Genomic DNA, 19,328 nt, shown 5'->3' with positions numbered 1-19,328 from the left:
GGTTGGGGCGATGGTCACGGGTAGGCTCGGCCCTCGTGAGTGATGACCAGCAGCTCGAGCTGATCGGGGACGCCGGCCCGACGCTCGCCCAGGCGCGGCCGCGGGCCTACATCGTCAGCATCTACGGCCTCTACGCCCGCGAGGTGGGCGGTTGGCTGAGCGTCAGCGCGATCATCCGGCTGATGGCCGAGCTCGGTGTCGACGAGCCGGCCGTGCGGTCGTCGGTCTCGCGGCTCAAGCGGCGCGACATCCTCGAGGCCGAGCGGATCGACGGGAGCGCCGGCTACACCCTCTCTGCCGGGGCCCGGCTCATCCTCGACAGCGGCGACCGACGGATCTTCAACCGCCGCCCCGCCTCCCCCGAGGACGGCTGGATCCTCGCGATCTTCTCGGTGCCGGAGTCCGAGCGGCGCAAGCGACACCTGTTGCGCACCCGGCTCGCCTGGCTCGGCTACGGGACGGTCAGTGCCGGCGTGTGGGTGGCTCCGGGCCACCTCGAGGACGAGACCCGCGAGGTCCTCTCGCGGGCCGACCTTGGTGCGTATGTCGACCTCTTTCGGGCCGATTACCTCGGCTTCGGTGACCTCGAGAACGAGACCCGGACGTGGTGGGACCTCACCACGATCAACTCGCTCTACCAGCAGTTCCACGAGCAGCACGCCCCGCTGCTCGCGTCGTGGCGCGCCCGCCGGCGCAGGGACGACGAGGCGGAGGCATTCGCCGACTACGTGCGGACGATCACGGCGTGGCGCCGGCTGCCCTTCCTCGACCCGGGCCTGCCGGTCAAGCTGCTCCCGCGGGACTGGGCCGGTGTCGAGAGCGCCAACACCTTCGATGCGCTGAAGCGCCGTCTCGAAGCGCCCGCGCACCGTTTCGTCGACGAAGTCCGCAGCGCGTGACCGTCGAGTGCTCGACTGCACGCCCGGACGCGACCACGCCGGGTGGGAGGATCCCGTCATGACGGTGCTCGACGAGGTCACCGGCGCGCGGCTGACGATGCGCCGACGGCTCCGGTGGAACGAGACGGATGCGGCGGGGCACAACCACTTCAGCTCCGCCGTGCGATGGCTGGAGGAGAGCGAGCACGCGCTGTGGCGCGAGCTCGGGCTCGTCGACTACGTGCCGCGGGTGCCGCGCGTCCACCTCGAAATCGACTACCGGGCGCGGGTGTGGTTCGACCAGCCGCTCGAGGTGACGGTCGGCGTGATCCGGGTTGGCGAGACGTCGTGCACGTTCGGCTTCTCCGCAGTGGTGGTCGACGGGGAGCCCGACGACACGGGCGCACCGCGGGAGGTCAGTTCCGAGGGACGGTTCGTGGTCGTCCATGCGCCCGATCCGAGGGGCGGCGCACAGCCGTGGCCGGACGAGGTGCGTTCCCTGCTGGAGTCCGATCGCGCGCTGGTCTCGAACTGAGCCCAGCGGTCTACAGCATCGTCTGCTTCCTTGCGCCGCCCGGAGTCGAGGTGCCACCCCGGCGGGACGCGACGGATCACTCGAGGAGTCAGCGCAGGCCGGCGTTGGCCAAACCGGTGCGCAGTGCGACGCCGTCCTCATCGACCAGCGCGGCCTCCATGAGCCGAGCCAGCTGGCGCGCTGCGCCGTCCTGTCCGCGCAGGCGCTTCGCCGCCTCCATGAGCAATCCGAAGCTCTCCCGGCCGTGCTCATGCGTCTGGCCGTAGCCCTTGAGCACGCGCTCGCACCGGATCACCTCGGTCCCGAGGTCCGGGTCCTCGCCGGCGAGCTCCGCCGCGAGGTCGAGCCAAACGTCGATGAACTGCTGCTCGCGCCCGAAACGCAACGAGCGAGGGCGCATCGGCCGCAGCCGCGCAAGAACTGACAGGGTCGTGTAGCCGGACGCTGATGTCGTGTTCACGACGATCCCCTTGTGCGCCACCGCATGCACGACCTTGCCGAAGGCCTTCGACTTCGCGAGGCGCGCACCGAGCGCTGTGGGCATCGTGTCGGTGATCTCGTCGACCTGCGGGTGGAGGAACTCGCGCACCTGCATGAGCTGCTCGGGCGCCGCACCCGCCTCCGCGCGGACCCGCTGCAGCCGCTCCTGCCGCGTCTTCTGCAGGGCGACGTGGATCGTGTCGTGGTAGCACATCCACAGCGCCACGTGCCGCGCCGCCTCGGTGGTCATCGCGGCCTCGCCGTCGCGATCGGGGTCGAGCGCGGCGATCCGCGCCACCCGCGCGAGATAGCGGTCGGTGTAGTCGAGGTCCTGGTAGAGGGCGGTGCGCTGGATGCCGCGGAGCAGCATCAGGCGGGCAGCATCAGGGAAGTCTCTGGCCACGCGCAGGGCATGAGCGTGCAGCTCGGGGCCGACGAGAGAGGTCGGGTCGGCGATGGCCTGGGACCGTGCTGCTGCTTCGGCCCGGGCGGCCTCCTCGGCCGGGTCGGCGGGCCGTCGCAGGCTGAGCATGACCGGGACCGGGTTGCGGGGCCGGTCCACCAGCTCCTCGGACTCGACGGCAAGAGGAGTCCCGTCGGGCGTCGCCCCCGCGCGCGGCGGCTCGAGGGCAGTGCGCGCCGCCTCGAAGCCGGCCGCGAAGGCGCGGAGGCTGGCGTCGGCCTGCTTCGCCTTGCCGGTCTGGGTGATCGCGGCCTCGAAGTCCTCTCGCGAGAACGGCAGCGTGCCGCTCGCGGCCAGCGCGCCGAAGAGTGACGCGCTGATGACGCTCCGGGCGGCGAGAGCGAGGGCCATGAAGTCTGCGCCGACGAAGCGTCGCGAGGCTGCGCCGGCGCCGGAGATGAGGGCGTCGGAGTCCACGCGGCCGTCGCCGAGGGTGCTGCGCTCGGTGATCGAGTAGACGCGGTTGGTCGAGGCGATGAGCGTCGTGCGGTCGGGCGTGACGAAGCCGCGCTGGACTGCCCGCCCGGCCTCCATGAGCTCTGAGGCGATGACGACGTCGACCTCACCCGGCGTCGGCATCATGCTGAGCACCGGCTCCTGCCGGGCGCCGGTGCCGGTGTCCTCGTGGGGTGGGAAGAGCTCGATGTAGTAGATCGTCGCGCCGGTGCGCTGGGCTACACCGGCGACCGAGGTCGACTGGGAGGTCCAGCCGTCCGCCTCGCCGAGCGATGCGATCCAGTTCGAGAGCACGCCGCCGCCCTCGCCGCCCATCGCGAGCACCGCGACCGTGATCGGCCTCTGCCCGTCTGTCCAGCTCATGCGGAGACTCGCGCGCGGGAGTCGGACACGGTCGTGTGCGCTGGCACCGTGTCCGGCGCTCCCTGACCTTCTGGAGCCGCTGGGGCCTCGATGGCTGATGCGCGTCGCTCGATCCCCTTCGACATCAGAGAGATCCACCCGTTGCGCATCTTCGCCAAGGCCTTGTCTCGACGGGTCGGGTTGAACACGACATCGGTGCGATAGAAGGAGGGGCACAGCGCCGCCGCGTGGGCGTTGGCGCCGCAGACCCCACAGCCGACACAGCTGTCAGTGACGGTGGCGACGGGGTCGATCCGCATCGGGTCGGGGTTGGGCTTGATCGTCAGCGACGGGCACCCGGAGATCCGGATGCACGCGTGGTCGCCGGTGCAGGTCTCGGAGTCGACCCCGAAGCGCTCCTTGACGATGCGTTTGCCGTCGGAGACCGCCTGGGCGCGCTCGGGGGCCACCCGGCGCTGGCGGTTCAGCTGACACTCGCTCTGGGCGACGATGACCTTGGGGCCGGGCTCGTCGGTGGTGAGCGCGTGGATGAACAGGTCGCGCAGCTCGGCCACCTTGAAGGTGTTGGTGACGGTCGTCGCCCACGTGACGCCGATGCCACGCACGGCCTTCTCTATCGGATGCTGGGTAGAACGCAGCGGGCTCTGGGCCTGGGAGGAGAGCACGTCCTGGCCGCCGGTCGCCGCGCTGTAGGCGTTGTCGACGACGACGAGGAGCTGGTCGTTCTTGTTGAACACGGCGTTGCCGACGCCACTTGTCAGGCCGTTGTGCCAGAAACCGCCGTCGCCCATGATCGCGATCGTCCGGCGACCGGCGTCCTTGGAGTTGAGGGCCGCTCCGCCGGCGGATCCCAGGCCGTAGCCCATCGTCGTCGCGCCGAGGTGGAAGGGCGCGTTGATCGAGAAGAGGTGGCAACCGATGTCGGCGCTGATGTGGTGCTGGCCGGTCTCGCGCTCAGCGAGTTTGAGGGCGCTGAAGATCGGGCGTTCCGGGCACCCGGTGCACAGGCCCGGCGGGCGAGGCTGGACGACGGCCGGCTCGACCCGAGGAGCGAAGGGGGAGCTCGGGTCGGTGTCCGGCCGCAGCAGCGCGGGCTCGGAGGTGATGGCCTCGGGGAGGTACTTCCTGAGGAAGGCGGCGACCCCGCGGGTGACCGCCGTCGGGGTGTACTCGCCGGCGACCGGCAACAGGTCCTTGCCATGCAGAGCAGCGGTGGCCCCCGCCCGCCGCAGGATCGCGTTGAGCGACTGCTCGATGTAGTCCGGCTGGCCCTCCTCGAGGAGCAGCACGGCGCGCTTGCCCTCGCAGAAGCGCAGCACCTCGGCGTCGACGATGGGGTAGGTGACGTTCATGCAGTAGAGCGGGACGTGGGAGTTGCCGAACGCATCGGAGCAGCCGAGCAGCTCGAGGGCCCGGTTGAGCGTGTTGTAGAGGCCACCCTGCACGATGATCCCGATGTCGGCGGCATCCTCCGCGAAGAACTCGTTCATCCCGCGCTCCTGGATGAACCTCACGGCGGACGGCCACCGGTGCGTGATCTTCTCCTGCTCGTGCAGGAAGCTCGCGGGCGGCAGGACGATCCGGCTCACGTCGCGCTTCGGGTTCTCGACGGCATCCGTCACCGTCATCGGCGGGCGCTTGTTGTCCTTGGCGACGAAGCTGCCGGTCAGGTGGCAGGAGCGCAGGCGCAGCTGGAGCATGACCGGGGTGTTGCTCACCTCGGACAGCTCGAAGCCGGCCTCCACCGCGTCGACGATCGCCGTGAGGTTGGGCCGTGGGTCGAGCAGCCACATCTGCGACTTCATGGCGAACGCGTGCGAGCGCTCCTGCATGATGCTCGAGCCCTCGCCGTAGTCCTCGCCGACGATGACGAGTGCACCGCCGGTCACGCCGCCGCTCGAGAGGTTGGCGAGGGCGTCGGATGCGACGTTGGTGCCGACGGTCGACTTGAAGGTGACGGCACCGCGGAGTGGGTAGTGCACCGAGGCGGCCAGCATGGCGGCCGCCGTGGCTTCGGACGCGCTGTTCTCGAAGTAGACGTCGAGCTCCTCGAGGATCTCGTGCGCATCGCCGAGCACGTCCATGAGGTGGGAGATCGGGGCGCCCTGGTAGCCGCCGACGTAGGCGACGCCCGATTGGAGGAGGGCCTTGGTGACGGCGAGGATGCCCTCCCCGCGGAAGGTCGTGCCGGCACCCTGCCGGAGCGCGAGAACCTCGTGCGCGAATGAACGTTCGGCCATGATGCTCCTCTACTCGTCACCAGTGTGCGCACTGGCTCGCCTCGACGCTATATCGCCTCAGTGACGAGGGTCAAGGATTCGCCATACTTCCTCGAGGGGCCGTGTGGGCTCAGCGCTCGACGAGGGCGTAGACGCGTGCGGGCGCACCGGACCCGGTGACGATCGGCAGGGGTCCGGCGACGAGCACCGCTCCCGTGGTGGGGAGCTGGGCGACATTCTGCAGCTGGGTGAGCCCGTACTTGCCGCTGCCCATGAGGTAGGAGTGGCACGGGAAGGCCGGGTCGAACGAGTGGGCTGCGCCGGCGTCGGTGCCGACCGTCTCGACGCCGACCCCGACCAGCGGGGACTCCTCGGCGATCCACCGCGCGCACTCGACGGTCATGCCGGGGGTGTGCGGACCGTTCTCGTCCGCGTTGATGAACTCCTCCTGGGAGTTGGATCGCTCGTCCCAGCCGGTGCGGTAGATCATCCAGCCGCCGTCGGGCAGCGGGCCGTTGTCGGCCTCCCACGCCTTGATGTCATCGACCTCGAGGAGGAAGTCGGGGTTGACGGCGCACTGCGTGCTGAAGTCCAGGACGACGACGGGGCGGATCAGCCGGTCGACCGGGACGTCTGCGACGTCACCGAGGTCCTTGCCCGTGACCCAGTGGTTCGGTGCGTCGAAGTGGGTGCCGGTGTGCTCGCCGCTGCGGAAGTTGTTCCAGTACCACCCCGGGCCACGGTCGTCGTAGTTGCTGATCTCCTCGAGCTCGAAGCGCTGGGTCTGGCCGAACATGGGGGGCAACTGGATGATCGGGGTGTCGCTCGACAGCCTGGCCGTGAGGTCGACGATCGCGATCTGGCCGTCGGCGAGGCCGTCGACGAGGTCCTTGAGTACGGACATGGTTCTCCTTGGTCGAGGTGGTGCGCGGTGTGGTGGTTATGAACTCGGGCAGGGCGTCGAGTCGGGTCAACCAGAGCCGGTCGTCGTCTCGGCGAGCCGGCCACCAGTATGGCTTTCTTTCGACGGTCGTCACACAATCGACCTAAACATAGGTCATCCGTGAGCCGCGGAGAAGCCCCTGAGGAGAAAGACAGTGAGCCGGCTGCGGCCGGTTCGGCGTCAGCAGCGGTGCAACGTCGTGGACGGGCTCTCGCCGAAGCGGTTGCGGTAATCCCCGGCGAACCGTCCCAGATGGGTCAGCCCGACGCTCAGCGCGACATCGGTGACGGTGGTGTCCTGAGGGGCCGTCTTGATCAGCCGGGCCCTGGCCGCCCGCAGGCGCCGCTCACGGATGTAGGCGAGCGGCGCCACCCCCAGCTCACGGCTGAAGGCATCCTGCAGCACGCGCGTGCAGACGCCCACTTCGGCCGCGATCGCCGAGACAGCGAGCGGCTCAGGCAACTGCGCATCGATGACATCGAGAGCGCGCCGAAGCGTGCGCGCCGACGCGCCACGCCGCAACAGCTCGCGGGTGTGGCTGTGGGCGTGCGACTCGAGCAGCTGCGTGGCGATGGAGAGCCCGAGCGCGTCGGCGTGCTCGACGAGCCCGCTGCCAGGCACGTCCTCGAGCTCGGCTCGGAGGCAGTCCACGGTCGTGAGCCAGCTGCGCGCGCGGGGCGTCGTGAGCGGCATACCGACCTCGAAGGTCAGTGGGCCCGAGACGCTCGCACCGGTCAGCGACTCCAGCGCGTGCTCGACGAGCGAACGGGCGAGATAGACGATCGTCTGGGGGTTGCCGGCGAACCAGGTCATCGAGGTCGGCTCGTGCGGCGAGAGCACGGAGGCGCGGGACGGGTCCGAGAGGATCTCCTGACCGGCGTGGGCCACCCGGGCGGCGCCGGAGCGCGGGATCTGCACGAGGTAGAAGTGCTCGAGCGGCTCGGGGGCGATGTCGACGGTCGCGCCGTAGTCCAGGTGGATGATGCCGACCTGGTCGGCCCGCGCCGCTCGCAGCCGCACGTCGACCCTGCCCCGCGGCTCGAGCCCGTGCGGGCAGAAGACGGTCGCCACCCGCTCGCGAGCCGCGTCGACGTCTGTCGTCGTCACCGACTCCCGCTCGATCTGCGTTGCCACGCCTGCCATGACTGCCCTGCCTTGCTGCCTCGCGTCCATCACGTCCGCGCCAAGGGGAACGCTACTCGCTGGGATCGCGCGTCGTGAGCGGTCGGCAGGAATGCGGCATACCGTCCTCGCAAATCGGATAGCCACGCGCCCGCGCAGTTCCTAGCGTCGGGCTCATCGACTGCACAGACGCGGACGACGCACGGCCGTCACGAAGGAGTCACGGATGAGCGGTTCACTGGATGGGCGGGTGGCGATCGTCACCGGCGGGGCCACCCTCGTCGGGCACGGGGTCGTCCGAGCCCTGCATGAGCAGGGCGCGACGGTCGTCGTCGCCGACATCGACACCGAGGGTGCGCAGCAGATCGCCGACGAGCTGGGCGGTCGGGTGCACGTCGCAGCAGTGGACATCACCGATGACGGCGCGATCGAGCGGCTCGTCGCGCACACCACCTCGGATCGCGGCGGGCTCGACATCCTCGTCAACCTCGCGTGCACCTACCTCGACGACGGTGCCGACACCGATCGGGCCCGCTGGCTCGAGGCCTTCGACGTCAACGTGGCGAGCGCCGTCATGATGACCAAGGCGGCTCGCGCCGCCCTGTCGGCGAGCGGCCACGGCGCCGTCGTCAACTTCACCTCGATCTCGAGCAAGGTTGCCCAGACCGGCCGCTGGGTCTACCCGGCGTGCAAGGCGGCCCTCGTGCAGATCACCCGCTCGATGGCGATGGACCTCGCCGGCGACGGGATCCGGGTCAACTCGGTCAGCCCGGGCTGGACCTGGTCGAAGATCATGGACACCCTCAGCGAGGGCAACCGCGAGCGCACCGACGCCGTGGCCGCACCGTTCCACCTCACCGGCCGCGCCGGCGACCCGCTCGAGGTCGGCCGGGTGGTCGCCTTCCTTGTCTCCGACGACGCCTCCGTCGTCACCGGCGCGGACTGGGCGGCAGACGGCGGCTACTCGGCCATGGGGCCGGAGCAGGCCGTGCCCGCCATCCCGCAGCTGATCCCCGACACCAACCCCGAGAACGGCGAGTGACATGAAGATCGCGATCATCGGAGCGGGGTTCGCCGGCCTGGCCGCGGGCAAGGTGCTCGGCCAGTTCGGGCACGACGTGACGATCTACGAGAAGGCACCCGACGTCGGCGGGGTGTGGAGTCGGACCCGCCGCTACCCGGGCCTGTCCACGCAGAACGACAAGGGCACTTACCACCTGTCCGACCTGCCGATGCCCAAGAGCTACCCGGAGTGGCCGAGCGGTGAGCAGGTGCAGCAGTACCTCGAGTCGTATGCCGCTAGTTTCGGTCTCCAGGACAAGCTGCGTCTGGGCACGGAGGTCGTGGCCGCCGAGCTCGACGAGTCGGGCGAGGAGCCGCGCTGGACGGTGCGGTCGAAGGACGAGTCGGGCGCCGAGCACGCCGACGAGGTGGACTACGTCGTCGTCGCGAACGGCATCTTCTCGCAGCCGAGCATCCCTGCCTATGAAGGGGCGGAGGAGTTCACCGCAGCAGGCGGGCGGGTCTGCGCGCCGAGCGAGGTCCACGACCTCGCGGACGTCAAGGGCAAGGACGTGCTGGTCGTGGGCTACGGCAAGTCCTCGTGCGACATCGCGGCCGCCATCACCGCGTCGGCCAAGAGCACCACGGTCGTTGCCCGTCAGCTGATCTGGAAGATGCCCAAGAAGATCCAGGGAGTGCTCAACTTCAAATACCTCATGCTCACGCGCACGGGCGAGGCGCTCTTCGAGTACCAGGAGCTCAAGGGCCTGGAGAAGTTCATGCACGGCAAGGGCAAGGGCGTGCGCAACGGCATGCTCGGCTCGCTCCAGTCGGTGGCGACGAAGCAGCTCAAGCTCGAGAAGCACGGACTCGTGCCCCAGGGCGACTTCGAGCGGATCGGCCGCAGCACGGTGAGCCTGACGACGGACGGCTTCTTCGAGAAGGTCGACAAGGGAGAGCTCAACGTGCTGCGCGATGCGCAGATCGCGCGTCTCGGCGTGGAGGACGGGCGGACGGTGGCGCAGCTGTCCACCGGCACGACAGTCCCGGCCGACGTCGTCATCGCCGGCACCGGCTGGCAGCAAGGAGTGCCCTTCCTGTCCGAGGACGTGCAGCACCGGATCACCGACGAGCGCGGCAACTTCGAGCTCTACCGCTTCATCCTCCCGCACGACGTGCCGGGCCTCGCCTTCTGCGGCTACAACTCCTCCTTCTTCTCGCCTCTATCGGCGGAGGTCGCCGCGCTGTGGATCGCCAACCACCTGATGGGGGCGAGCAACCTGCCCCCGGTCGAGGAGCGGCGCCGCCAGGTCGCGGCCCGGCTGCGGTGGATGGAGGAGCGCACCGAGGGTCACCACGCACGCGGCACCAACCTGATCCCCTTCTCGATGCACAACATCGACGAGACGCTCGAGGAGATCGGCATCACCATCCCGGACTCGATCCGCCGGCGCGAGTGGCTGATGCCGGTGCGCCCGTCGGACTACCGGCAGATCACGACGAAGCTGCTCGAGCGGCGAGAGCAGCATGAGAGGCTCAGCAGGTGAGCCACGACGTCGTCGTCATCGGTGCGGGGATCAACGGGCTCGTCGCGGCGGCTGAGCTGGCCGGGGCCGGCTGGTCGGTCTGCCTGGTCGAGCGCAACGACCGACTCGGCGGTTTCATGGCCTCCGACGAGCTGACCCGCCCGGGCTTCGTGCACGACACGTTCTCGTCGTGGCACCCGTTGTTCGTCACGGGAGGGGCGTATGCCGCCCTCGGTGACGATCTCGCTCGTCACGGGCTCGCCTACGCCAACACGGACGGGGCGGTGACCGCGTCGGTGGACCGCGATGGTCGTCATGTCGTGGCCCACCGGGACCCGGAGGCGACGATGACGGCCTTTGCGATCGACGCCGACCGGGCAGCCTACGGGGAGATGCTCGGTCGGCTCGGCGCGGACATCGACGTCATCGGCGCCCTGCTCGGGACGGAGCTGCGCGCGCTGACGGCGCTCAGGCCGCTGGCGACGCTCGCCCGGCGCGGGCGGCAGGCGCGGCTCGAGGGCTGGGCCCGCGACACGGCAGCGAGCGGGCGGCGCTGGACCGCCCGCCACTTCGAGGGCCGCGAGGTCGACCACCTCTGGGCACCCTGGCTGCTGCACGCCGGGCTCGCGCCGGACAGTGCGAGCGGCGGCCTGATGATCCCGCTCTTCGCCGGGACGCTGCACGGCGCCGGTCTGCCGGTGGTCGTCGGCGGACAGCGCAACTTCGTCGGCGCCTTCGAGGCACTGCTCCGCGAGCGTGGGGTCGACATCCGGCTCGGCGCCCCCGTGGACCGCATCGTCGTGACCGGTGGGCGCGCCACCGGTGTCGTGGTCGGCGGCGAGACGATCCGGGCCGACCGGGCGGTCCTCGCCTCCGTGACCCCCACCGCGCTCTACGACGAGCTGCTCGCCGACGCCCCGGCGCAGGCGCGGACGGAGGCTCGGCAGTACCGCTACGGCCGCGGCGCGATGCAGGTGCACGTCGCCCTGTCGAAACCGCTCGAATGGAGCGAGACCGCGCTCAGCGGCATACCGCTCGTTCACCTCTCCGACGGTTCGGGGTCGACGGGGATCGCGTGTGCCCAGGCCGAGGCCGGCGTGCTGCCGACCCGGCCGACCGTCGTCGTCGGGCAACAGCAGCTGCTCGACCCGACGCGGTGCCCCGACGGTGCCGGGATGCTCTGGCTGCAGCTGCAGGAGGTTCCCTTCGCGCCGACCGGGGACTCGCGCGGCGAGCTCGACACGGCAGGCGGATGGACACCCGAGCTGACGCAGGGCTACGTCGACCGGGTGCTCGACCTCGTCGAGGAGCAGGCGCCCGGGACCAGGGTGAGCGTGCTCGAGTGGAAGGCGCTGACGCCCGTCGACCTGACCCGCGCCAACGTCAACTGCGTCGACGGCGACCCCTACTGCGGGTCAGCCGAGCTCGACCAGAACCTCGTGTGGCGCCCGGGCCCCACGACGTCGCGGCACCGGACCGCCGTGCCCGGGGTGTGGCACATCGGTGCGGCCACCCACCCGGGGCCGGGTCTCGGCGGCGGCTCGGGACACCTGGTCGCCCAGTCGCTCATCGGTGCGCGGGAGGGACGCTTCGCCTCGCTGCGCGAGCGTCTCACCCGCTGACCCCCTCGAGAGTGCCCTGGCCCGGTCGCGAGCGTGATCAGGACGCGATCCGGACACCGTCTGGCGCATTCTGGCTAGTCGCGCTTCCCTGACGACCGTCACAGTTGTGCCTCAAGGAGGTGCGACCGTGGACCACAAGGACCCGCAGACACTGCGCCGGCTGCTCTCGCGCTGGACCACCGGCGTCGCCGTGATCACCACGGCCGGGCGTGACGGGGTGCCGCTCGGCAAGGCGGTCAACAGCTTCCACTCCGTCTCGCTCGACCCGCCGCTCGTCGGATGGTGCGTCGACGTGCGGTCCACCCGCTACGACGAGTGGGTCGAGGCCCCCGGCTACGTCGTGCACGTGGTCAGCGAGGGCCAGTCCGACCTCGTCAAGCGCTTCGCTCGCAGCGGTGGCGACAAGTTCGACGGGCTCAACTGGGAGCCGGGTCCGTTCGGCATGCCGCTGATCAGCGAGGCGTCCGTGCGGCTCGAGTGCCAGATGTGGAAGCAGGTCGAGGCCGGCGACCACACCTACCTCATCGCTGAGGTGATCGAGGTCGAGGACGGGCCCGTCTCCGCACTGCTCTTTCACGCCGGGCAGCCGCGCACCCTGGGCGAGCTGGTCGAGCTGCACACCGCGTCCCAGGCCGTCACGACGCTGCCTCGCCCCAGCGTCGCACCCACCACCCCGTTGTTGAAAGCACTGTGAGAGGCACCGCCATGAGCATTCCCATCCTTGACACCACGGACTTCCGACTTGGATTGTTCTCCTCGAACTGCTCTGGCGGACTCGCCGTCACGACGGTCCCGGAGCGGTGGAGCGCCTCGTGGCAGGACAACCTGCGGCTCGGCCGGCTCGCCGACGAGGTCGGCATCGACTTCATGCTCCCGATCGCGCGGTGGATCGGCTACGGCGGCGCGACGAACTTCCACGAGAGCGTCCTCGAGCCGGTCCCGTGGGCCGCCGGACTGCTGTCGAACACGTCGCGGCTCAACGTCTTCACGACGATCCACACGGCCTTCAACCACCCCGCCGTCACGGCGAAGCAGCTGGCCACCATCGACCAGATGGCACCGGGACGCATCGGCCTCAATGTCGTCGCGGGATGGAACGAGCCCGAGTATCGGGCCATGGGCGTGGACCTCCCCCAGGACCACGACTCCCGCTACGCCCTCGCCCAGGAGTGGATCGACGTCGTCACGACGCTCTGGGCGCCCGGTGAGCGCACCGACCTTCCGGGCCGCTTCTGGAACCTCCAGGGGGTGGAGTCCGTGCCGAAGCCGGCCGCGGGGCGCCTGCCGATCCTCAACGCCGGGTCCAGCAAACAAGGACGGGAGTATGCCGCCCGCAACGCCGATTTCGTGTTCACCATCGTCGCGGGTCCCGAGGACGGCGCGCAGGTCGTCGACACGGTGAAGGCAGATGCGGCGGCCAAGGGCCGCACGACCGGCGTCATGACGCCCTCGCACGTGGTCTGTCGTCCGACGGCGAAGGAGGCCGAGGAGTACCTGCACTACTACGCCGACGAGAATGCCGACTGGGACGCCGTGGACAACCTGATGCGGCTCCAGGGGCTGCACGCGCAGTCCTTCACGCCGGAGATGCTCGAGATGTTCCGGTCGCGCTTCGCTGCCGGTCACGGCACCTGCCCGCTCATCGGCTCACCCGACGACGTCGCCGACGAGATCGAGCGCTACGCCAAGGCGGGCTTCGGCGGCATGACGCTGGCCTTCGTCGACTATGTCGGTGAGCTCGAGTACTTCGCCCAGGAGGTCATGCCCCGGCTCGAGGCGAAGGGACTGCGCGCACCGAGGTGAGCCGGGTCGCACGTTGACCGAAACCCTGTTCGCCGGAAGCGGTCGTGGCTATCGTCAGGTCATGACGGTCGTCACACAGGCGGATCAAGAGGCGCCGCTGGCCGGGCCCTTGGCCCGCGCCAGTGCGTCGCCGACGGAGCTGCGCGACGCGATGCGCTCGATGTCGGTCCAGCACGAGGTCGAGCCGCTCACCGGGGCGCTCGACGGGCTCGCGACCGGGGCTCGGCTGGGTGACGTGCACCTCGCGTTCGTCCGCTATGGCGCACCGGCGCGAGTCGTGGCCGCACCCACGGGGTCGCTGGTCTGCTGGACCGTGCCACTCGGACCGATGGGCGTCAGCATCGGCGGCCGACCGCCGTCCGTGCGGACGGGTGGCTTCCTGCTGGCCCCGGACGACTTCACGACGATGCTGCCCTCCCCGGCGCGTGGCGCCGTCGTGATCACCGCGAGCACGGACAGCCTGACCCGGCACCTCAGGGCCCTCTCCGGTGGGGTGGACGTGCCCCGGGTGAGGGTCGGCAGCGGGCCGGCGCGACCGGAGGCCCGAGGCCTCATCGACTCGGCCTGGCAGCACGCTGCCCGGGTGTTGCGTGCTGCGCCGACGGCCTGGGACCGGCAGGCAGGCGTGCTCGAGGAGGTGTTGCTGACCTCGTTGCTGCTCGAGCTGCCGACGGACGCGGCCCGCCACCTCGAGGGCCAAGCCTCGCGGTCCCCAGCAGCCGAGCACGCCGACCGTGCGGTCCAGTGGCTGCAGGAGCAGCTCACCGAGCCGGTGACGATGGCGCGGTGGGCGGCGGGCGTCGGCCTGTCGGTCCGCCACCTTCAGAAGGTCTTCCACGAGGTGCACGGGTGCAGCCCCGGCGACTACGTCGTGCAGGCGCGTCTGGACCGGGCGCACCACTTGCTCCTTGCGTCGTCAACCGACCGCACGGTGACGAGCATCGCGACCGAGGTCGGCTTCACCCACATGGGCCGCTTCGCGGCGCTCTACCGACGACGCTACGGTGTGGCCCCCTCAGAGGCCCGGCTCCGACACGTCGGGTAACGGTCGCGGGCGCCCACGCCACCCGCGAGCGCGATGTGACTCTGCGGCATACGGCCGATCCGCGTGGAGTGCACGACCCCCGGGACGTGCCCGTCAGACCCCCGAGACCTGCCCATCAGGCAGGGACGACGGCATGTCCCTGCACCTCGACGAGCGCCTCCTGGTCCCAGAGCCGGGAGACGCCGATCCCCGCCATCGCCGGGTAGTTCGCGCCGATGAGCCGCTTCCAGACCCGACCGATCTCGCGGGCGTTGGCCTTGTAGTCGTCCATGTCGACGATGTAGATCGTCAGGCTGGCGAGGTGCTCGGGGCCGCCGCCGGCGGCGCGCAGCGCCACGAGCAACGAGGTCAGCGCCGTCTCAAACTGCTCGACGACGGTGTCGCCGACGATGACGCCCTCGGGACCCAGGGCGGTCTGCCCGGCGAGGAAGACCTGCCGTCCGACTCCACTCACCGCGTGGCTGAAGCCACTCGGCTTGCCGAGCTCCGGGGGGTTGACGTATTCGAGATGCGATGGGGTGGTCATGAGGGGACGGCTCCTCCGTCGACGTTGATGCCCTGGCCGGTGATGGCTCCGTTGGTCACGCAGAGCAGCACGGTGTCGGCCACTTCGTCGGGCGTGATGAGCCGTCCGATCGGCTGCTTGGCCTCGAGGGCGGTGCGGGCCTCCTGCTCGGTGCGCCCGGTCTTCGCGACGATGCTGCGCACCGTCGCGTCGGTCATCGGGGTGTCGACATAGCCCGGGCAGACTGCGTTGACCGTCACGCCCTTGGTCGCCACCTCGGCGGCGGCGGACCGCACGAGGCCGAGCACGCCGTGCTTGCTCGCCGTGTAGGCACTGATGTAGGGCTCGCCGATCTTGGCGGCCACCGATGCGATGACGACGACCCTCCCGTGGCCCCGCTCGACCATCGCGGGCAGCGCCCGCCGGAGGCAGCGGAAGGGCGCTGTGAGGTTGAGGTCGAGCATCCGCTGCCAGTCCTCGTCGGTGGTGCGCACGACGGAGGCCGACACTCCCGCGCCGGCGTTGGCGACGAGGACCGAGACGGGGCCCCACGCGGCCTCGACGTCGGCGTAGAGCCGGTCGACGAACGCGGGGTCGGTGATGTCGCCGGGGAGCACGAGCGTCTCGCCGGGGCACTGCGCCGCCGTCGCCTCGAGGTCCTCGACGCCGCGGGCCGTCAGGGCGACGCGGTGACCCGTCGCGCTGAGGCGGGAGGCGACACTGCGCCCGATGCCACGGCCGGCCCCCGTGACGAGCGCCACGGGCATAGTTTGGGAGTCAGGCACGGCTTGACCTTGCCATCTTTCCGTTACGACCGTCAAGATTGCGATATATGAACCAGCTACGTGAAGCCGTCATCATCGATGCCGTGCGCACCGTCTTCGGCAAGAACCGCGGTGGGCTGTCCGGGATCCGCACCGACGACCTCGCGGCGCTGCCCTTGCGCGAGCTCGTCTCCCGTCACCCCGGCCTCGACCCCGCCCGGATCGAGGACGTCTACTACGGCAACACCAACGGCGCCGGCGAGGAGAACCGCAACGTCGCCCGCATGGCCGGCCTGCTCGCGGGCCTGCCGGTGAGCGTCCCCGGCGTGACCCTCAACCGCCTGTGCGCCTCGGGTGGCGAGGCGCTCATCCAGGCCGGCCGCGCCGTTGCCACGGGCGACGCCGACCTCGTCGTCGCCGGAGGGGTGGAGGGGATGAGCCGCGCGCCCTACGTGCTGCAGAAACCGGACGAGGCCCTGCCGCGCCAGATGCAGCTCCAGCAGACGACGGTCGGCTGGCGCATGGTCAACCCGCAGTTCCCTGACGAGTGGACCCGCTCGCTCGGGGAGTGCGCCCAGCGCATCGCCGAGGAGAAGGGGATCGGTCGAGCCGAGCAGGACGAGTGGGCTGCCCGCTCGCACCAGCGAGTGGCCGCCGCCTACGACGCCGGCAAGCACGAGGGATTCGTGCTCCCCGTCGGTGACCTCACGCGCGACGAGAGCCTGCGACCGGAGAGCACCGTCGAGTCGCTGGGACGGGTGCGGCCGGCCTTCACGCCCGAGGGCAGCGTCACCGCCGCCAACGCGTCGCCGATCAACGACGGCGCGCTCGCCAGCTTCGTCGGCACGCGCGAGCTGGCGGACGAGCTCGGGGTCGATCCCCTCGGGACCATCATCGGGTCCGCCACCGTGGCGGTGTCGCCTGAGCGCTTCGCGGTCGCCCCGGTGCCCGCGATCGCGAAGCTCCTGTCACGCGCAGGTCTGTCGCACAGGGACATTGATCTCTGGGAGATCAACGAAGCCTTCGCCGCGATGGTGTTGAGCACGTTGTCGGAGATGCCCGACGTCGACCGTGACCGGGTGAATGTCAACGGTGGAGCGATCGCCATCGGCCACCCGCTCGGGGCCTCCGCGCCGCGCGTGATCGTCGACCTGTGCCGCGAGCTGAAACGCCGCGGTGGTGGGATCGGCGTCGCCGCCGCCTGCATCGGGGTCGGCCTCGGCCAAGCGGTCCTGATGCGTGTGGACTGAGGCACAGACCGACCATGACGTATGCCGCCGAGCGGGCGCAGCGTCATACTCCCTCCTCACGCACCGCCCGCCGAAGCAGAGACAGCCCGCCGCACGAGAGACAGCCCGCCGAAGCAGAAGGAGAGCGACGTGATCAAGCCCGAAGAGTTCACCGACATCACCTACGTGGTCGAGGAGGACGCCTACGCGATCATCACGATCAACCGCCCAGACCGCTACAACAGCTTCCGGGGGCGGACGGTCGACGAGCTGATCGCGGCCTTCAAGACCGCGTGGGCTGACAAGCGGGTCGCAGCCGTCATCCTCACCGGGGCTGGCGAGAAGGCTTTCTGCGCGGGTGGCGACGTCAAGGAGCGCGCCGAGACCGGGCACTACGGCGAGACCGAGTCCGGGCTCTTCGAGATCCAGGCGCTGCACCAGCTGATCCGCGACCTGCCCAAGCCGGTCATCGCGGCGGTCAACGGCGTCGCGGTCGGTGGCGGTCACGTGCTGCACGTGCTCTGCGACCTGTCGGTCGCGTCGTCCACCGCCCGCTTCGGGCAGGCCGGCCCGCGGGTCGGTTCCTTCGATGCTGGCTACGGATCCGCCTACCTGGCAAGGGTTGTCGGCGAGAAGCGCGCGCGGCAGATCTGGTTTCTGCTCGATCTCTACGATGCGGAGACGGCCGAGCGCTGGGGCCTGGTCAACGACGTCGTGCCGCCGGACGAGCTGCTCGACAAGGCCCGCGAGTACGCCCGCAAGATCGCGTCCTACTCACCGACCGCTATCCGATTCCTCAAGCACTCCTTCAACGCTGACACGGACCACCTCGCGGGGCTCGGTAACGTCGCCTTCGCGGGGCTGGACCTGTTCGTGCACTCCGACGAGGGGATGGAGGGGGCCAAGGCCTTCGCCGAGAAGCGCCCGCCGGACTTCTCCCCCTATCGCTGACACCGCCGACCAGCTCGAGCGAGAGGGGCGACCCTGCTTCCACCCCTCTCGTCACCGCGGTGCCGCCACGCCCTCGGGCGGGTTGCGTCGTCCGCGGCAACGTTGACGTGGGTCGGTGGGCGGGTCGACGATGAAGCAGCAGGACAGCCCGAAGGAGACGACGTGGTGCCCGTCCATGCACGCACTGCGGAGCAGACACCCACGTCCTCCATGTCCTCCGCGACGTCCGCCAGTGGCATGAGGCTGCCCGAGGCGACCGCCGAACGTGCGTCGAGGTTGCTCGACCACGACTTCGCGCACGTGCGTGTCCATTCCGATCGCGAGGGCCAGAGGCTGACCGATGACCTCGGCGCCCGGGCAGCGACCATCGGTCGAGACATCTTCTTCGCGCCCGGCGAGTATCGACCGGGCACGCGAGACGGCGATCACCTGATCGGTCACGAGCTGGCCCACGTGATCCAGCAGGAGGGCGGTCAGCCGACGCGCGGTGCACCTGTTGATGCGCACGCTGCCGCAGAGCTCGCCGGTGAGGCCGTGTCTCAGGGGCGGAGATCGAGGGTCGCGCAGCCTGCGACACCGCCGGGCCACCCTGCGCGGCAACCCAAGCTCGGCACACCGCCGACGACCGACGCGGGGCCCCAGCCCACGACGGCCCCCACGAACGCCCCAGCCGCTCCGGTGAAGACCTGGGATCAGCGCGTCACAGACGCGCAGGCCGAGCCAGACCTGGTCAGGAAGAGCACGGCCATGACCGCCCTGACGCAGGAGGCCCTCGGTGCCGCCTACACGGTCAAGGAGGCGGGCACCACGTCTCTCGACAAGCTCGACCGCGCGGACTACGCACTCGCCCCCACGATCAACTTCGACGTGCGACTGACCGGCAAGAAGAAGACCAATGGCAATCCCGTCGGCGACGTCGCCGGGCACACGTTCGGTCCGGGTCCGAGCGCGCAGTACTGCATCCTGGGTCCGAAGGTGCTCAAGTCGGGCTCCCCGCAGGACGTCGCCCTGTATGCAGACCACGAGCTGTACCACTCCAAGAAGCCGTCCGCCGGCGAGCTGGAGGTGTGGACGGACAGCTTCCTCAACTACTTCATCAAGTCCTTCGGCAACCAGTGGTCTCCGCTCATCGGATACTACGACTCCGAGAAGGCCGACGGCGCCGGCAAGTTCCCTCAGCGGGAGTCGACGATCACCGCGCTGGACACCTTCTATAAAGGGCTCTCGGACACGGCTGCTCCCGGCGCAAAGAACAGCGACAGGATGAAGTTCATCCTCTGGTTCCGACGTCGGATCTCCGATCGACCAGGATCCACGTTCGTTGCGGATCTCTCCAAGAAGACCGGTGTGACTGCGACGGTCCCTGCGGCGGCACCCACCGCGCCGAAGAAGCCCTGAACGCTGCTCACGGACGCAGCTGCG

General features: G+C 70.0%; 17 protein-coding genes and 1 pseudogene. 12 read left to right on the top strand and 6 right to left on the bottom strand.

The window, feature by feature from the left end; genetic code table 11:
• The first annotated feature begins 35 nt into the window (after positions 1–35).
• Both LG278_RS18285 and LG278_RS18280 read left to right on the top strand, forming a co-directional pair.
• Entirely contained in the window at positions 36–899 is an 864-nt protein-coding gene (locus LG278_RS18285; protein ID WP_404388956.1) for a PaaX family transcriptional regulator C-terminal domain-containing protein, read from the top strand.
• Positions 900–957: 58 nt separating this feature from the next.
• Positions 958–1,413 carry an acyl-CoA thioesterase gene (locus LG278_RS18280; protein WP_404388954.1) on the top strand — a complete coding sequence of 152 codons (456 nt, stop codon included), beginning with the start codon at positions 958–960 and terminating at the stop codon, positions 1,411–1,413.
• 88 nt (positions 1,414–1,501) lie between these two features.
• Here LG278_RS18280 and LG278_RS18275 read toward each other — a convergent pair whose 3' ends face one another.
• The 4 genes from LG278_RS18275 to LG278_RS18260 form a co-directional block, all read right to left on the bottom strand.
• The gene (locus tag LG278_RS18275) at positions 1,502–3,175 is read right to left on the bottom strand and encodes an indolepyruvate oxidoreductase subunit beta family protein (RefSeq protein ID WP_404388953.1); all 1,674 of its coding nucleotides are present in this window, start codon (positions 3,173–3,175) and stop codon (positions 1,502–1,504) included.
• Positions 3,172–5,415, bottom strand: coding sequence for a thiamine pyrophosphate-dependent enzyme (locus tag LG278_RS18270; protein WP_404388952.1), 2,244 nt, complete (start codon positions 5,413–5,415; stop codon positions 3,172–3,174). Before LG278_RS18270 ends, LG278_RS18275 begins: the two co-directional genes overlap by 4 nt.
• 109 nt (positions 5,416–5,524) lie before the next feature.
• Complete coding sequence (locus tag LG278_RS18265; RefSeq protein WP_404388950.1) at positions 5,525–6,298, bottom strand: cyclase family protein; 774 nt, start codon at positions 6,296–6,298, stop codon at positions 5,525–5,527.
• 219 nt (positions 6,299–6,517) lie between these two features.
• On the bottom strand, positions 6,518–7,480 hold the full coding sequence (locus tag LG278_RS18260; protein ID WP_404388948.1) for a helix-turn-helix domain-containing protein: 963 nt from the start codon (positions 7,478–7,480) through the stop codon (positions 6,518–6,520).
• A 205-nt stretch (positions 7,481–7,685) separates the two neighbouring features.
• On the opposite strand from LG278_RS18260, the gene LG278_RS18255 reads away from it, so the two are divergent.
• The 6 genes from LG278_RS18255 (at position 7,686) to LG278_RS18230 (ending at position 14,457) form a co-directional block, all read left to right on the top strand.
• A complete protein-coding gene (locus LG278_RS18255; RefSeq protein ID WP_404388947.1) occupies positions 7,686–8,501 on the top strand; it encodes an SDR family oxidoreductase in 816 nt (271 codons plus the stop codon).
• A gap of 1 nt (position 8,502) precedes the next feature.
• The gene (locus LG278_RS18250) at positions 8,503–10,008 is read left to right on the top strand and encodes a flavin-containing monooxygenase (RefSeq protein ID WP_404388946.1); all 1,506 of its coding nucleotides are present in this window, start codon (positions 8,503–8,505) and stop codon (positions 10,006–10,008) included.
• Positions 10,005–11,609, top strand: a complete 1,605-nt coding sequence (locus LG278_RS18245) for a phytoene desaturase family protein (RefSeq protein ID WP_404388945.1) — start codon at positions 10,005–10,007, stop codon at positions 11,607–11,609. Before LG278_RS18250 ends, LG278_RS18245 begins: the two co-directional genes overlap by 4 nt.
• Positions 11,610–11,736: 127 nt before the next feature.
• Positions 11,737–12,303 (top strand): flavin reductase family protein, encoded by a 567-nt coding sequence (locus tag LG278_RS18240; RefSeq protein ID WP_404388943.1) that lies wholly within the window; start codon positions 11,737–11,739, stop codon positions 12,301–12,303.
• A gap of 11 nt (positions 12,304–12,314) precedes the next feature.
• A complete protein-coding gene (locus LG278_RS18235; protein ID WP_404388941.1) occupies positions 12,315–13,412 on the top strand; it encodes an LLM class flavin-dependent oxidoreductase in 1,098 nt (365 codons plus the stop codon).
• Between the two features lie 61 nt (positions 13,413–13,473).
• Positions 13,474–14,457, top strand: a complete 984-nt coding sequence (locus LG278_RS18230; protein WP_404388940.1) for a helix-turn-helix domain-containing protein — start codon at positions 13,474–13,476, stop codon at positions 14,455–14,457.
• 115 nt (positions 14,458–14,572) lie between these two features.
• Here LG278_RS18230 and LG278_RS18225 read toward each other — a convergent pair whose 3' ends face one another.
• Together LG278_RS18225 and LG278_RS18220 are read right to left on the bottom strand one after the other, a co-directional pair.
• The gene (locus tag LG278_RS18225) at positions 14,573–14,983 is read right to left on the bottom strand and encodes a RidA family protein (RefSeq protein WP_404388939.1); all 411 of its coding nucleotides are present in this window, start codon (positions 14,981–14,983) and stop codon (positions 14,573–14,575) included.
• A complete protein-coding gene (locus tag LG278_RS18220) occupies positions 14,980–15,723 on the bottom strand; it encodes an SDR family NAD(P)-dependent oxidoreductase (protein WP_404388938.1) in 744 nt (247 codons plus the stop codon). Before LG278_RS18220 ends, LG278_RS18225 begins: the two co-directional genes overlap by 4 nt.
• 71 nt (positions 15,724–15,794) lie before the next feature.
• On the opposite strand from LG278_RS18220, the gene LG278_RS18215 reads away from it, so the two are divergent.
• From LG278_RS18215 to LG278_RS18200, 4 genes and pseudogenes are all read left to right on the top strand, one after another.
• The gene (locus tag LG278_RS18215; protein ID WP_404388937.1) at positions 15,795–16,976 is read left to right on the top strand and encodes a thiolase family protein; all 1,182 of its coding nucleotides are present in this window, start codon (positions 15,795–15,797) and stop codon (positions 16,974–16,976) included.
• Positions 16,977–17,105: 129 nt separating this feature from the next.
• A complete protein-coding gene (locus LG278_RS18210; RefSeq protein ID WP_404388936.1) occupies positions 17,106–17,906 on the top strand; it encodes an enoyl-CoA hydratase-related protein in 801 nt (266 codons plus the stop codon).
• 210 nt (positions 17,907–18,116) lie between these two features.
• Positions 18,117–18,320 (top strand): annotated as a pseudogene (locus LG278_RS18205) (DUF4157 domain-containing protein); the annotation flags it as partial.
• A gap of 333 nt (positions 18,321–18,653) precedes the next feature.
• Positions 18,654–19,304 (top strand): hypothetical protein, encoded by a 651-nt coding sequence (locus LG278_RS18200; RefSeq protein ID WP_404393736.1) that lies wholly within the window; start codon positions 18,654–18,656, stop codon positions 19,302–19,304.
• The last annotated feature ends 24 nt before the right edge of the window (positions 19,305–19,328 follow it).

It is taken from the genome of Humibacillus xanthopallidus, from assembly GCF_044793955.1.
In the GTDB taxonomy this organism is placed as follows: domain Bacteria; phylum Actinomycetota; class Actinomycetes; order Actinomycetales; family Dermatophilaceae; genus Humibacillus; species Humibacillus xanthopallidus_C.
The sequence above is the reverse complement of the archived record's forward strand: the minus strand, read 5'-3'. Positions and strand labels throughout refer to the sequence as shown.

What these genes read in the sequence shown, in the direction of transcription:
- LG278_RS18280 (WP_404388954.1), top strand. Translation starts at nt 958, where the DNA reads ATGACGGTGCTCGACGAGGTCACCGGCGCGCGGCTGACGATGCGCCGA.
- LG278_RS18275 (WP_404388953.1), bottom strand. Translation starts at nt 3,175, where the DNA reads ATGAGCTGGACAGACGGGCAGAGGCCGATCACGGTCGCGGTGCTCGCG.
- LG278_RS18270 (WP_404388952.1), bottom strand. Translation starts at nt 5,415, where the DNA reads ATGGCCGAACGTTCATTCGCGCACGAGGTTCTCGCGCTCCGGCAGGGT.
- LG278_RS18265 (WP_404388950.1), bottom strand. Translation starts at nt 6,298, where the DNA reads ATGTCCGTACTCAAGGACCTCGTCGACGGCCTCGCCGACGGCCAGATC.
- LG278_RS18260 (WP_404388948.1), bottom strand. Translation starts at nt 7,480, where the DNA reads ATGGCAGGCGTGGCAACGCAGATCGAGCGGGAGTCGGTGACGACGACA.
- LG278_RS18255 (WP_404388947.1), top strand. Translation starts at nt 7,686, where the DNA reads ATGAGCGGTTCACTGGATGGGCGGGTGGCGATCGTCACCGGCGGGGCC.
- LG278_RS18250 (WP_404388946.1), top strand. Translation starts at nt 8,503, where the DNA reads ATGAAGATCGCGATCATCGGAGCGGGGTTCGCCGGCCTGGCCGCGGGC.
- LG278_RS18235 (WP_404388941.1), top strand. Translation starts at nt 12,315, where the DNA reads ATGAGCATTCCCATCCTTGACACCACGGACTTCCGACTTGGATTGTTC.
- LG278_RS18230 (WP_404388940.1), top strand. Translation starts at nt 13,474, where the DNA reads ATGACGGTCGTCACACAGGCGGATCAAGAGGCGCCGCTGGCCGGGCCC.
- LG278_RS18225 (WP_404388939.1), bottom strand. Translation starts at nt 14,983, where the DNA reads ATGACCACCCCATCGCATCTCGAATACGTCAACCCCCCGGAGCTCGGC.
- LG278_RS18215 (WP_404388937.1), top strand. Translation starts at nt 15,795, where the DNA reads ATGAACCAGCTACGTGAAGCCGTCATCATCGATGCCGTGCGCACCGTC.
- LG278_RS18200 (WP_404393736.1), top strand. Translation starts at nt 18,654, where the DNA reads ATGACCGCCCTGACGCAGGAGGCCCTCGGTGCCGCCTACACGGTCAAG.